Origin of the sequence: Collimonas silvisoli, from assembly GCF_018305005.1 — a bacterium.
GTDB classification, from domain to species: Bacteria; Pseudomonadota; Gammaproteobacteria; order Burkholderiales; family Burkholderiaceae_D; genus Collimonas; species Collimonas silvisoli.
Genome location: NZ_JAGQEG010000036.1, coordinates 23,404 through 36,818 on the forward strand (window position 1 = coordinate 23,404; position 13,415 = coordinate 36,818).

The following is a 13,415-nucleotide window of genomic DNA, read 5'->3' on the forward strand; positions in this document are numbered from 1 at the left end:
CTCTATTGCGATACCCGGAACTCGATACGACGGTTGCGTGAGCGGCCGTCGGCGGTATCGTTGGTCGTGATCGGCCGATCCGGCCCTTGGCCGGAAGTCAGGACCGAATCCGGATTGATACCTTTCTGCGCCAGATAATCCTTCACTGCGTCGGCGCGCGCTTTGCTCAGCGAGACGTTGCGCGCCCGCAAACCCTGGTTGTCGGTATGGCCGATGACTTCGACTTTCTTGTCTTTCAACTTCAGCAGCGCGGCCGACATTTCATCAAGAATCTTCATGCCGGACGGCGTCAGCGTGGCTTGTCCGCTTTCGAATTCGATGGTGCGGTTGGCCAGGGTCTGGTCCAGGATATTTTGTTCTGACGCGGAAACCCGCAAGCCATTCTTGACGGTATAAGTCGGATTCAGGTTGCCGGCGATTTCGCTGGCGATCTGCTGACGCTGTGCTTCGTTACTGACTTCACCGTTGATGCTGACTGTGTTGCCATCGATCTTCAACTGGCCGCGGCTGACCTGCTTCAGGCTAGGATTGATCAGTTTCTGCACATAGCCGTTCCAGTTGGCCGGCGATACTACCGAACCGACCGCAATCTGGTCGACTACGCGGTCGGCGCCGTATAACTCCTGCAGCTTGCTTAACGCACTCTGCTTGCTGGCCTCGTCAGGCACGGTGCCGCTGACCAGAATCTGGCCCGGTTTCGGGGCGGCGACGGGCGGCGCGGCATTTTGCGCCAGCGCCAGGTTTGACACGAATAACGATGTCAGGGCAATGCTCAGATAACGCATGCGTCAAGCTCCAATAAATACGTCACGAAACGAATCATGCGCGGATTTTAAAGATAGGGTGGGTTGCGCCAGATAGCTGGCGATTTTCGTGATGCTGTAATCCGACTTGACTTGCTCTTCGACCCAGTTGGCGTCCTCGAAAGAAATATGGTGATCAAGGGCGACCTGCGGATCCATGATTGCCTGCAAGGTACGCGGCGAGGCGCCGCTGAAGCCGATCACCATGGAAGGCTGGTCATTGATCCTGGTAACGAATGTGGCCATCTCAAAATTACCGCGCAGCAGAAACGGCGTGATCAGATGCAGCCAATAGGAGGCCACAAGATTGCGGTACATGGGATCGTCCGGCAATGGCATCACCAGGCTTTTTTCCAGGCGCGACGAAGAACTTTCCATCACCGGTTGCAGCAAGATGCCGAGCGCCAGGATCAGATGCCGCAAAGAGCCCTTGAAGCCGGCGTTGCGCAGCATGTTCTCCAGGCCGCCGATGGTCTGAATCTCCATGAAGTCGGTAAAGGCCGCATGGTAAGCACCGCTGCCCAGCTGCAAAGGAATAGTGGCCGTCAGGTTTTGCAGAGGGAGCGCCGGATCGGTAGCGGCCACAACCTCGGAGGCCTGGGTTTCAAGCCGGTTCCACAGGCGCGCAAACGCCATCGGGCTCTTCGCCGTAAAGTCCTGCGGCTCGTCGATTTCCATGGTGCTGACGGCGAGAAACGGAAAGCGGCGGTTAGCCTGGTCGTTGCTGGCAATCAGGTGGCCGGCGATGGCGCGTCTGCTGCGCGGGCCGACGAAGGCAAAATGCAGCGGACTGACAGCGTCATAAGCGATTTTCCAGCGCGGCTCGGCCGACAGCAGATCCATGGCTTGCGCCAGCCATTCGTCGAGAATCGACACCAACGGCATGTTGTCGGTCGCCTTGATGAAATCGCCGCGGCTCGGGATTTTGCCGAAATAACCGACATTAGCCAATTTTTCTCCTACGCTCATTGTGCGGCCCCTCCTGCATTTGCCGCACCTGCCGCAGTGACGGTTGGCGCAGCCGGACTGGTTGCCGGACTCGCCGCTGTACCCACGATCGTTTCCGGCAATTTCATGCCGCGGAAACCCTGGCCTTGCTGTGCGCCGCCGTCAGGCGTCTTGGCGCTGACTTGCGGGCTGCTGATGATCTTCAGGTTGATAGGCACCGTGATGTTTTCATTGGTCCAGCTCAATTCGAAATTGCCATCCTTGCGCTTGCGCACCGCGGTATTGATCAAGCGCTCCAGGCCAAAACGACCGGGCTGGTTGGCGATTTCAACGGTACGTCCATCGAAGGTGACTGCCGTGATGCGGGCGCCGGCTACCCCTTGCGGATTGGGCCAGACGAAGTTGGTCCATTGCGCCTGGGTATTTCGGTAACGCAGTTGCTGGCCATCGATTTCGATGGTGTATTCGGTTGTGCCGCCGGCCGGCAGAGCTTGTATCTGGAACACTGTCTGCGCATCTGCCGCTGCACCGCTGCCGCCAGCTGCTGCGCTGCTGGCGCCCAATGGCGCTACCCAGCGCGAGAAGTTCGACACCATGGCGGGTGAGAGCGTGATGCCCATGTCAGCCCAGGTCTTGGCTGCCAGGGTATCGCCGCGGCGCACTACCAGCGGCCCCATCGATGAATTGACGAACTTGGCGATGCTGCCGTCCGGGCCGAAGGTCTGGCCGATCTCGGCGCTGGTCGCTTCGATTTTCGAATTGGCCGCAAACGGATATTTTTCCGACAGGGTTTTCTCGAACGGTGCGTAGACCTGCGCCAGCCAGGTGCGATTCATCTCGGCTTCGGTCGGCTTGATGGTGACAGCGAAAGCCTGGATCAACGGCCGCACCAGAATCGGACGAATCGCCTGTTTCTGTGAGTCGCTCATGCCGACGAGCATCTGTTCGTCGACGTACTTGAGGGCGTCGGCCAGTTCCGATCCGCTGCCGTTCAAGGTCTGCTGCATCAACTGATTGGCGCCAGGCCCGGTGTCGCCCTGGTTCTTGATCTGGTTGAAACGGGTACGCAATTTCGACAGGGTTTCCATATAGCCGCGCATCAGCGTGGCATTGTTATCCTTGGCCGTCACCATCCGCGCGACACCGGCAAATTCCTTGCCGACCGGCCCCATAGGCGCCGCGGTAGCGTCGGCATTCAGATTGAGGTTGACGTTAACCCCGGAAGGCGCCTGCCGCAGGATGGTTTGCTTGAACCAGGCCATGAAGCCGCTTTGCGCACGCCCCAGGCCGGTGTTCAGCTGCGACGGGTTGTCCCATGAAGTCTGCTGATAGACGCTGGTGACAAACTTGTTGATCGGCGAAGTTGACGGATCGCCGAAGCGGTTCATCGCCTTGACCGCGTTATCAAAGCCGCCGAGGTCGGCGATATTGGCGCCCTGCATGAACTTCTGCCATTCCTTGGCGTATTCAGTCTTGTATTGGGTAACCAGGGCTTTCTGGATCTGTTCCGGGCTGCCTTCCAGCGTCAGGTCGTCGTTGGATGCTGTCTTCAATACCCAGTCGGCGCTTTGCAGTTCTTTGTTCGCCGCTTCCTTGAAAGCGCCCTGGACAAATTTTTCCCAGGCGTCGCGGGTGAATGTGCCTGGAATCGCATAGCTGCCGACAATCAGTTCCTTATCCTGGTCGCCAACAATGCCGGCCACAGTGATGGATGGGAAGCGGGTCGAGGCGCGTGCCTTGATGTCCGCATACACCCGGTCTCTGGCGGCCATGCCACGCACCACGCGGCGCAGATTGTCGCGCGACTGGTCAATCAGGGTCAGCTTGCTTTCTATCGTAGGCCAGGATGGATCGCTGATCTGCGACAGGTAAAAACTCATCAGTCGTTCGGCGCTACGGATCATTTGTTCGCGCGTCATGTTGCCGCGATTGCTCTCCAGCCAGCCACGCCAGAAGCGGGTCAACTGATCGTTCAGATGGCTGGACTCGGCACGCGAGCGGTCGCTCAGCATCAGATAAGTCTTCAATGCGTTGTAGCCGTCTTCCACATTGGTCGGCGAAGAATCTTTATATTGCTGGGTGGCGCCGCTGCTGCCGGCGCTGGCCGCCGAGGCTGCGGTAGCGGCAGCTGCGGCGGTTCCCGATGCTGGCGGCGAGGCGCTGGCCAGTTGCACCGGACGCGACATCGGCTCCAGCGAACCGGCGTGGGTATTCATTTCAGACAGGAAGGATTCGATATTCGCCGTTACCGGCTTGAGCATGATGTCCTTGATGCCGGCGAAATATTCTTCACGCAGTTTCTGCTCCAGCAAATCCCCTTGATACAGGCCGAAGCCCAGCGACAAAGGACGGCCGTTGTCATATTTTTGCAATTGTTGGATACGGTCTTGCAGGATCTCCATCGCTTCAAAGCGCGATTGCAGATCAAGGCGTTTTTCCTGCAGCTTGATGGCCTTGTCCAGATCTGCCTGTACGTTGGCGGTCAATTGGCGGTTGCCGATGTACGACCAGCTCCAGCCGGCCAAAGCCAGCCCGACCAGCGCGGTGGCGGCAAAAAACATGGTGTAGCGCAGCCGGGTTTTGTGACGGCTGGCATATTGAGAGACCAGGTCCTTGTCGGCAAAAATCACTTTCCTGAACAGATTCAGCAGGAAGAAGCCGTTCTTGGAATGAATCTCCGGCCGTTCCAGCGCTTGCAGCTTGAGGTCGAAGCGTTCGGCAATTCGTTCCGAAGAGCTGCTGATGCCGCTGCCTTCCTGCAAGGCGCTGGTGAAATAGAAACCGCGGAATACCGGTTTGAATTGGAACGGATTTTCTTCGAACAGCGTGGCGATAAAAGCACGCAAGGAACTTTTTACCGCCGCAAATTCGAGCGGGAAGGTGAGCACGCCGGGCGGCAAACGGTCACCGCGATTCAAGGCCATATTGGCCAGGCTGATTTCCTTGAGGCCTTCGAACAGTTCGTCAAACCGCTCATCAAAATATGACAGCACGTCCTGGCTGCTGGTTTTTCTGCTGTAAGGCAAGGTCGCGCCCCATACCCGATCTTTTTCGCCGCGATCCATGTCGTCGAAGAATTCGGTAAAGCCGGTGATCAGGTCGGCTTTGGTAAACATCACGTAGACCGGCGCAAAAACTTCCAGCCGCTCGGTCAGTTCCTGCACGCGCTGGCGCAGGTTTTTAGCCAGGTTGATGCCGAACTCGGGACGATTGCCGGCCAGTTCCGCCACGCTGACGGCAATGATGATGCCGTTGATCGGTGCGCGGCTGCGATGTTTTTTCAGCAGGCTGAGGAAACTGAACCATTCGGCGCGGTCTTCTTCATGCACCGAATAGCGTCCTGCGGTATCCAGCAAAATGCCATCGGTAGTGAAGAACCAGTCGCAATTCCGGGTGCCCCCCACGCCTTGCACGATATTGCTGTTTTTGTCTGCCAGTGGGAACTGCAAGCCGGAATTGGCGACCGCGGTGCTTTTGCCGGCGGCAGGATTGCCGATGATCATGTACCACGGCAGTTCATATAGGGCAGTGGCGCCGGATTTTTCGCCAAGCTTGGAATTTTTTATGGTGGAAATAGCTTCCAGCATTCGCTTGCGCAAGGTTTCGGTTTCGTCGCGGCCAACCGCGCTGGTTTTGTCGTTGGCTTTCTCGGCCTGACCTTCCAGCATGGTGCTAAAATTTTTCGACGCCGTTTTAGTGCGCTGTTTGCGGTACAGCCCGACCAATCCCCAGAGCAGCAGAACGCTAACTAAAAAAATGACGACCCAGATGCCGTCGATTTGCAAGGCGTCCGCACCGAGAAAGAGAAAGCAGGCCAGCGCTACAAAACCGATCACCGCCAGGGTTCGTGCATTCGTGAGAAATTGCCAAATTCGTTGCATAGGTATTAGTAATTAAGTAGTTGATTCTTTTGGAAATTACGCAAACGGCGCGCCGAAGGCGGCCGGACCTGCAAATATTGCTTGCGCCCGACAGTACGGTAAAAGCAATTGCCGCTGACAGGGTCGTGCTGCATGACTGTGTCAGCCTGAACAATGAACCAAGGTAGCGCTGTCAGAAGCGGATCTCACCCACCGGATGACTGTTCCGCTGGATGAAGTTTTATCACTCGATACTATCAATCGCCTCGCCATGCCATTCCTCTTCTTATCGATTTCCCGTCATTTTCACAAATACAACGGTCTTATCTTTTCATTACGCCCGGCTTGCGGAACTCCACGTGACCCAGATCCATCATTTTCCAACGACCGCCCCAAGTCAGTCCTACCGACTCCGCCACTTCGCCGTACAGCTGATACCCGCGCATGGCCCATGGATCTTTTTCGGTAATCACCAGCTTACCGCTGCGCATAAACGCCGAATCGGCCGCTAGTCCGTACTGATGGTAGCTTTGGAACGCCTTTGCATTGGTCACGCTGCCCCCCATTTGCGCCAGGGCATTCTGCCGTTCCGGACTACGATAACCTTCAATAATCACCATGTCATAGCCGTACTTCTCTTTCATGAGCTTGAAAGTCATCAGCAAGCGCTGGGTGAAATCCGCATCCAGTGCCTGCCAGTTACGGCTTGCGGTATCCAGCATCGGCCGCACTTGCGCCACTTCCTGAGTGGTAAACACCTCAGGCGGCAGCGGCGGCGGCGGTACTAACTGCTCTCCTTCCAACAACGCGGCGATCTGCTGGTTAACTACTTGCCCGGAATCGTCGTAGCTGCCCAGCATGGTTTTGCTGCTCAACGTCAAAGCGATCAAGGGCGGTATCAGAACAACCGCCGTGCCGGCAAGCAGAGCCAAATAATGCCGTTTGATAAACTGCCAGCTTGAGAGCCTCGACGCGTACAGATTTTGCGAAAAGGATTTTGTGCTCCGGGATCGGCGATCTCTCCAGCTCTGGACCTGGATCCCAATCTGTTGTCGTTGCTTGATTAATGTTAAATAAACAATCTCGCGGACGGCTGGAAATAACAGCAACCCAGCGATGCCGCATGCAAGCAAAAAATAAAGGACAACGACTAAGACGAACACAAAAACCTTCTCGTGAATATTACCAAAGAAAAATTATAGTTTTTTGGTAATATATTGCCAGTTGGCATATTTAGTTGTCAGAGAGTATACCTTATCAAACTTGGCGTCACGTCGGTCTGTGTTGAATAACTGGCATTTGGAGAATTGTGTCTTGCAACCATCTGAAGAAACTGCGCGCGGCTCCGTAAAACCGAATCTGTTATCGGAATCGACGGCTACAGAAAAAAGCAGTAGCAGTATCCTGAATGCCCTGGAGGGGAAGGAATCGCCTTCGAATGCCATCGCGCAAAAGAAATCCGGCGCGGTGCGTGCAGCACTTGTTGTCGCTTTACTGGCGGCAATCGGGGCAGGTGGGTTTTTTGCCTGGAGCCAACGCGGTAGTCAGGTTGAAACTGCCGTCGCGGCCGATACGCAAACGACGCTCGCAGCTAAGGAGTTGCCGTCAAGCACTCCTGTACTTGCCGCAAACGACGCTGCGGCACCGGAAAAAACAGAGTCGCAAGCAGCTGTGATCGAAAATGATCCGGCCTCGCACTCTGAAAAATCCGATTCCACTCCAGATCAGGTATCGACAGATCCCCGTATCAAATTGACGGAAACTCTGGAAGCAGGTGTGCCGGTCACTTCGACCGCGCTAAAGAAAGCGTTGGAAGAACCCAAGGTCTCGAAATCCAAGCCAGCCAGCAAGAGTGTGGATGCGCCGTTGGTAAGCCGCAGTGTTCAAGAGAAAAAAACGACCACCCAGAAAGCGACGAAAGCGGCCGCCGCTCAGCCGGCTGACAGCGATGTCAACATACTGACGGCACTGGTTTCCCATGGCGAAAGCGTGACCGAACCGCCCAAAACCAAAGAAACTGCCAAATCCAAGCAAACAGCCAAGAAGAAAGCTGCCGAACCTGTTCTCGCACGAAATACGGCTGATGCGCCCGACATTGTTGAGCGAAAGAGTGGCGATAGCACGGGCGGCTTGTTGCAGCGCTGTAAACAACTTGGTCTGATCGAAGGTGAATTGTGCCGCTGGCGTATTTGTTCAGGGCGCTGGGATTCAGACCCCTCGTGCAAAGTGAATAGGTAGGGGTCTCATAATTTGGCGCGTATTGAGGGGTCGTCGACGGACATATTGAGGCTCGCTACACCTAGCCAAAACCGCAACCTCAGTTAGCGCCTACGGTCATTCGTTACATTGCCAAAGACGCTGCCAAGTACACCTGCAGTGCTACAGTTGGCGGCAGCGCGCTATTTCGCGCACTCGCTGTGATAGCGCAATTCCAAGCTGCTGCGTTTGCCGTATGAGGAGCCGAGCGCTTGACTGCTGTCGTCGTCGCGACTGTTAAATGTCACGCCGTCCGGCGACATTCCCAGCTTCAATCCAACACTATTCTCGCTATTGTTCCGTGTGCCAGGCGATGTCTTGCTGCGTCCCATTGGATAAGTATCTCCCGGTAACTTCGGCGTAGCGTATTGGGAACGGAGAATTTGCCGTTTCAGCTCTTTGCAATCATCGCTCTCGTTCTGCAGCAGGGATTTCTTCTCAGCTCTATTCGGCGCAACTACTTTGATTTGAATCGACCTCGTGACAAGGCCGATTCCGTATTTTCACGATTCTTTGCGCGATCAGCCCGGCACTTTACCCTCTACACCCTGCACGTAAAATTTGACGCCATGCAGGAAAGCATCGTCTGCCACGACATCCTTGGCGACCGCTTCCTTGCCGGCGTTGTCGACGATCGGGCCTTTCCAGATCGGCGCGCTGCCGTCGACGATGGCTTTCTTGCGTTCTGCCACCAGGGCCTTGACGTCAGCCGGCAAGTCGGGATTGAAAGCGCCGAGATCGATGCCGTCGTCCTTCAGGCCTAACCAGCTGCTGCCGGTTTTCCAGCTGCCGTCCAGCACTTCGCCGACGCGCCTGTTGTAATACACGCCCCAGTTGATCATGGATGCCGCCAGATGCGCTTTCGCACCGAAGCCGGTCATGTCGCTATCCCAGCCGAAGGCGTACACGCCCTTTTCCTGCGCGGTCTGCACTACAGCGGCGGAATCGGTGTTTTGCATCAGCACATCGACGCCCTGGCCGATCAGCGTGGTGGCGGCTTCGCGCTCCTTGCCCGGGTCGAACCATTTGTTGACCCACACCACGCGCGTGGTGGCTTTCGGATTGACCGAGCGCGCACCCAAGGTGAAGGAATCGATATTGCGGATCACTTCAGGAATCGGCACCGAAGCGACCACGCCGAGCTTGCCCGACTTGCTCATCTTGCCCGCCACCACGCCGGCCAGGTAAGCGCCTTCATAGGTGCGGACATCGTACTGCGCCAGGTTGTCGGCGGTTTTGAAACCGGTGGCGTGCTCGAATTTGACGTCCGGGAATTCCTTGGCCACTTTCAGCATCGCTTCCATGTAGCCGAAGGTGGTGCCGAAGATCAGCTTGTTGCCGTCGACCGCCAGCTGGCGGATCACACGCTCGGCGTCGGCGGCGGATTCAGGAACGTTTTCCACAAAAGTGGTTTTCACCTTGTCGCCGAATTTTTCTTCGACTGCCTTGCGGCCCTTGTCGTGGGCGAAGGTCCAGCCGGCGTCGCCCACCGGTCCGATGTAGACGAAGGCTACCTTCAACGGTTCGGCCTTGGTCGGCGCTGCTGCCGGCGCCGAAGCGGGAGCTGCCGGCGGCGCCGCTTCCTCCTTCTTGCCGCAGCCGATCAGCGTGGCGGCAGCCAGTGCGGTGAGCATGGCGAGTGATGCTCTGCGTGAAATTCTCATGTGTAACTCCCTCGGTGTGATGGTTGGTCGACGTACTAACAACTTGCTTTCAGGTGTGCAGCTTAACTCTTAATTCAACTTGCGCCCGGCTTGAAAGGCTTGCCCAGCGAGGCCGGCATGTTCAGGCGAATCCAGTCGGGATTACGTGAAATCAGCGCCAGCACCACGACGGTTGCTAGATACGGCAGCATCGACAGGATTTGCGAGGGCAGGGTAACGCCTATCCCTTGCAAGTAAAACTGGAGGATGGTTACGCCGCCGAACAACAAGGCGCCGAGCAGCACGCGGGCCGGCCGCCAGGTGGCAAACGCGGTCAAGGCCAGCGCGATCCAGCCGCGCCCGGAGACCAGCCCCTCGACCCACATCGGCGTATACACCAACGATAAATAAGCCCCGGCCAGGCCGCAACAGGCGCCGCCGAACAGCAGCGCGGCAAAGCGTATCCAGCGCACCGGGTAACCCAGCGCATGCGCCGATTCCGGCGATTCGCCGACGGCGCGCAGGATCAGGCCGGAACGGGTGCGATAAATGAACCAGCCGATAGCGGCGCACAGCAGCAAGGCCAGATAGCTCATCCAATGTTGCTGGAACAACGCCTGGCCGAGGAACGGAATATCCCTGAGCAGCGGGATAGCCAGCGTTTGCGAAGGCAAAGCCAGGCCGACAAAACGCTGGCCGATGAAGGCCGACAGCCCCGCGCCGAAAATCGACAATGCCAGGCCGGTGGCCACCTGATTGGTCGCCAGCACCAGCGCCAGCCAGGAAAACAGCGCCGCCATCAAAACTCCGCTGAGCGCACCGGCCAAGAAACCCAGCATCGGGCTGTGGGTGGTGTAGCCAACCGCAAATCCGGCGATGGCGGCGACCAGCATCATGCCTTCCGCGCCGAGATTGAGGACGCCCGCGCGTTCGTTGATCAGCAAACCGAGCGCCGCCAGCAGCAGCGGGGTTCCGGCGTTGATCGATGCAGCGATGAGAGAAGCGAATTGTTCCATGTGCCCTTCCTTAAACTTTGGCTTTGCGGCGCAGCCGATAGTCGATCAGGGTATCGCTCGCCAGCAGTAAAAACAGCAGCATGCCCTGGAACACGCCGGTAATCGCCGACGGCAGGCCGAGCCGCGATTGCGCCAGCTCGCCGCCCAGGTACAGCAAGGACATGACCAGTCCGCCCAGCACCGCGCCGACCGGATGCAGGCGGCCGATGAAGGCGACGATGATGGCGGCGAAGCCGTAGCCCGGCGATACCGACGGCAGCAACTGGCCTATCGGTCCGGCGATTTCAAACGCACCCGCCAGACCGGCGAAGCTGCCGGAAATCAGCAGCGACACCCACAATGCGCTGCGGCTGGAAAAGCCGGCGTAACGCGCCGCGTGCGGAGCGGTGCCGCCAACGAACAGAGAAAAGCCGCGCAAGCTGCGCGCCATGAACACCGTCATCACAACCGCCAGCACCAGCGTCACCGCAAAGCCGATGTGCAGGCGGGTGCCGCTCATCAGCATCGGCAGCATGAACTCGCTGGAAAACACTTTCGATTGCGGGAAATTCATGCCGTTCGGATCTTTCAACGGCCCGTTCACTGCATACATCAGCAACAACTGCGCGACATAGGTCAGCATCAGCGACACCAGGATTTCGTTGGCGTTGAAACGGTCGCGCAGCAGCGCCGTGATGCTGGCCCAGAAAGCGCCGCCGAGGATGCCGGCGGCGACCATCAGCAGCAAGCCGAAACCGCCGGGGATCGCATGGGCATTGCCAGGTACATCGATCAACACCAGCGCGCCGCCGGCAAACAAGGCGCCGACGGTGAACTGGCCCTCGGCGCCGATATTCCAGACATTGGCGCGAAAGCACACCGCCAGGCCCAGGGCGCAGAGTATCAAGGGCACCGATTTCAGCAGCAGCTCGCTGATGGCGCGCTTGCCGTTGAACGGATCGATCAGGAATACTTTCAGTCCGGCGAGCGGGTCCTTGCCGAGCGCGATGAACAGCAATGCGCCCAGCAGCATGGTCAGGACCATCGCCAGTACGGGCGACAGATAGGTCATCGAACGCGATGGCGTGCCGCGCAGTTCCAGTCTCCAGGGCCATAGGTCACGCATGCGCTGCCTCCTGCCCGTCCTGCCGCCATAAGCCGCTCATCCACAAACCGACCTGCTCGCGCGTAGCTTGTTCAATCGCAATCGAGGGCGACAAGCGGCCCTTGGCAATCACATGCAAGCGATCGCACAGGGCAAACAATTCATCGAGCTCTTCGGAAATAATCAACACGGCACAACCTTCCTTTTTCAACGCCAGGATTTCAGCATGGATTTGCGCCGCCGCGCCCACGTCCACCCCCCAGGTCGGCTGCGCCACGATGAACACGCTAGGTTTGCGCTCCAGTTCGCGGCCGACGATGAATTTCTGCAGATTACCGCCGGACAGGCTTTTCGCCAGCGCATCGGGGCCGCTGGCCTTGACCTTGAAGTTGCCGATGATGGCGGCGGCAGCGCTGCGGGCATAAGCGAAATCGATCATGCCGCGTTTGACGAAAGGGGATTTCTGATGCGACAGCAGCATGTTGGCGGCCAGCGTCATGGCCGGCACCGCGCCGCGTCCCAGCCTTTCCTCCGGCACCAGCCCGAGGCCGAGCGCCCGCCGTGGATTCGGCGCCAGCTGGCCGGCGGCGCGGCCTACCAGCATCAGCATATTGGGCGCGGCGCGCTGGTCCTCGCCGGATAACGTGGCCAGCAACTCTTGCTGGCCGTTGCCGGAAACGCCGGCGATGCCGACAATCTCGCCGGCCCGTACTTCGCATTCGATATCGTGCAATTCGGTGGCGAACAGGTGCGCTTTCGGCAAGCTCAAGCGGTTGATATGCAGCTTGCGCTCGCTGCGTTGCAGATGGGTATCCGGATTACGTTCGCGCTGCAGACGCACCAGCTCGTCGCCGATCATCATTCGCGACAGGCCGGCGCTGGTTTCGTTGCGCGGATCGCAGTTGCCGGTGACCCTGCCGTTGCGCATGACCGTGGCGTTGTGGCACAGAGCGCGGATTTCATCGAGCTTGTGGCTGATGTAGAGGATGCTGCAGCCCTCGTCGGCCAGTTTGCGCAGGGTGACGAACAGCTTGTCCACTGCCTGCGGCGTCAGCACTGAAGTCGGCTCGTCGAGAATCAATAATTGCGGATTGGTCAGCAAGGCGCGCACGATCTCGACACGCTGGCGCTCGCCGACCGACAGCGTGTGCACGTGGCGATGCGGTTCCAGTTCCAGACCGTACTTTTCCCCGGTCTGGCGGATTTGCGTCACCAGCTGCGGCATGCTGACATCCGAGGCCAGGCCGAGTGCAATGTTTTCCGCAACGGTGAGGGTGTCGAATAGAGAGAAATGCTGGAACACCATCGCAATGCCAAGCTTGCGCGCCACATGCGGGTTGGCGATGTGCACTTGTTCGCCGTTCCAGAAAATCTCGCCGGCATCCGGTTTCACCGTGCCGAAGATGATTTTCATCAGGGTCGATTTGCCGGCGCCGTTTTCGCCGAGGACGGCGTGGATTTCACCGGGGGCCACGCGCAGATTGACATCGTCATTGGCCAGTACGGCCGGGTAGGCTTTGCGGATATGGGCGATGTCCAGACGCGGTATGGTTGAAGTCATTTTGTTTTGCCTGCGTAGGTAAAAATTGCTGCCTGAAGATTGCTGCAAATTCATGCCAAAAGCAACATGCCGGATCAATCTTCCGATACTCATCGCCAACTTGCAACACAATGTATTGTCGGTATAAGGCTTATGTAAAAGCAAACTGCATGCCAGATACCGCGACGCGAACCGTCAACGCATCTGGCGCGGCGTGTGCCTGCGGTTTGTATCTGTGCCTGGCGGTTGCAAACTACGGCAGCAT

At 57.9% G+C, this 13,415-nt stretch carries 9 protein-coding genes; 1 reads left to right on the forward strand and 8 read right to left on the reverse strand.

Annotated elements, in window-relative coordinates:
* Positions 1 to 2 precede the first annotated feature (2 nt).
* The 4 genes from KHU33_RS11830 to KHU33_RS11845 all read right to left on the reverse strand — a co-directional run bounded on the left by KHU33_RS11830 (position 3) and on the right by KHU33_RS11845 (position 6,774).
* The gene (locus tag KHU33_RS11830; protein WP_211463048.1) at positions 3 to 785 is read right to left on the reverse strand and encodes an OmpA family protein; all 783 of its coding nucleotides are present in this window, start codon (positions 783 to 785) and stop codon (positions 3 to 5) included.
* Between the two features lie 3 nt (positions 786 to 788).
* Positions 789 to 1,772 carry a type VI secretion system-associated protein TagF gene (gene tagF, locus KHU33_RS11835; protein ID WP_211463049.1) on the reverse strand — a complete coding sequence of 328 codons (984 nt, stop codon included), beginning with the start codon at positions 1,770 to 1,772 and terminating at the stop codon, positions 789 to 791.
* Positions 1,769 to 5,632, reverse strand: a complete 3,864-nt coding sequence (gene tssM, locus KHU33_RS11840) for a type VI secretion system membrane subunit TssM (RefSeq protein ID WP_211463050.1) — start codon at positions 5,630 to 5,632, stop codon at positions 1,769 to 1,771. The genes tagF and tssM overlap by 4 nt, the downstream gene beginning before the upstream one ends.
* 302 nt (positions 5,633 to 5,934) lie before the next feature.
* The gene (locus KHU33_RS11845) at positions 5,935 to 6,774 is read right to left on the reverse strand and encodes a M15 family metallopeptidase (protein ID WP_211463051.1); all 840 of its coding nucleotides are present in this window, start codon (positions 6,772 to 6,774) and stop codon (positions 5,935 to 5,937) included.
* A 151-nt stretch (positions 6,775 to 6,925) separates the two neighbouring features.
* Here KHU33_RS11845 and KHU33_RS11850 point away from each other — a divergent pair, with 151 nt between their 5' ends.
* Positions 6,926 to 7,849 carry a hypothetical protein gene (locus KHU33_RS11850; RefSeq protein WP_211463069.1) on the forward strand — a complete coding sequence of 308 codons (924 nt, stop codon included), beginning with the start codon at positions 6,926 to 6,928 and terminating at the stop codon, positions 7,847 to 7,849.
* 539 nt (positions 7,850 to 8,388) lie between these two features.
* Here the strand turns inward: KHU33_RS11850 and KHU33_RS11855 are convergent.
* From KHU33_RS11855 to KHU33_RS11870, 4 genes are all read right to left on the reverse strand, one after another.
* Complete coding sequence (locus KHU33_RS11855) at positions 8,389 to 9,531, reverse strand: BMP family ABC transporter substrate-binding protein (protein WP_211463052.1); 1,143 nt, start codon at positions 9,529 to 9,531, stop codon at positions 8,389 to 8,391.
* A gap of 74 nt (positions 9,532 to 9,605) precedes the next feature.
* Positions 9,606 to 10,526, reverse strand: coding sequence for an ABC transporter permease (locus tag KHU33_RS11860; RefSeq protein WP_211463053.1), 921 nt, complete (start codon positions 10,524 to 10,526; stop codon positions 9,606 to 9,608).
* Positions 10,527 to 10,536: 10 nt separating this feature from the next.
* Positions 10,537 to 11,631 carry an ABC transporter permease gene (locus tag KHU33_RS11865; RefSeq protein WP_211463054.1) on the reverse strand — a complete coding sequence of 365 codons (1,095 nt, stop codon included), beginning with the start codon at positions 11,629 to 11,631 and terminating at the stop codon, positions 10,537 to 10,539.
* On the reverse strand, positions 11,624 to 13,171 hold the full coding sequence (locus tag KHU33_RS11870) for an ABC transporter ATP-binding protein (RefSeq protein WP_211463055.1): 1,548 nt from the start codon (positions 13,169 to 13,171) through the stop codon (positions 11,624 to 11,626). The genes KHU33_RS11865 and KHU33_RS11870 overlap by 8 nt, the downstream gene beginning before the upstream one ends.
* Positions 13,172 to 13,415: the final 244 nt, after the last annotated feature.

Coding starts and splice junctions, on each gene's coding strand:
- KHU33_RS11870 (WP_211463055.1), bottom strand. CDS start 13,171: ATGACTTCAACCATACCGCGTCTGGACATCGCCCATATCCGCAAAGCC.
- tagF (WP_211463049.1), bottom strand. CDS start 1,772: ATGAGCGTAGGAGAAAAATTGGCTAATGTCGGTTATTTCGGCAAAATC.
- KHU33_RS11855 (WP_211463052.1), bottom strand. CDS start 9,531: ATGAGAATTTCACGCAGAGCATCACTCGCCATGCTCACCGCACTGGCT.
- tssM (WP_211463050.1), bottom strand. CDS start 5,632: ATGCAACGAATTTGGCAATTTCTCACGAATGCACGAACCCTGGCGGTG.
- KHU33_RS11830 (WP_211463048.1), bottom strand. CDS start 785: ATGCGTTATCTGAGCATTGCCCTGACATCGTTATTCGTGTCAAACCTG.
- KHU33_RS11860 (WP_211463053.1), bottom strand. CDS start 10,526: ATGGAACAATTCGCTTCTCTCATCGCTGCATCGATCAACGCCGGAACC.
- KHU33_RS11865 (WP_211463054.1), bottom strand. CDS start 11,631: ATGCGTGACCTATGGCCCTGGAGACTGGAACTGCGCGGCACGCCATCG.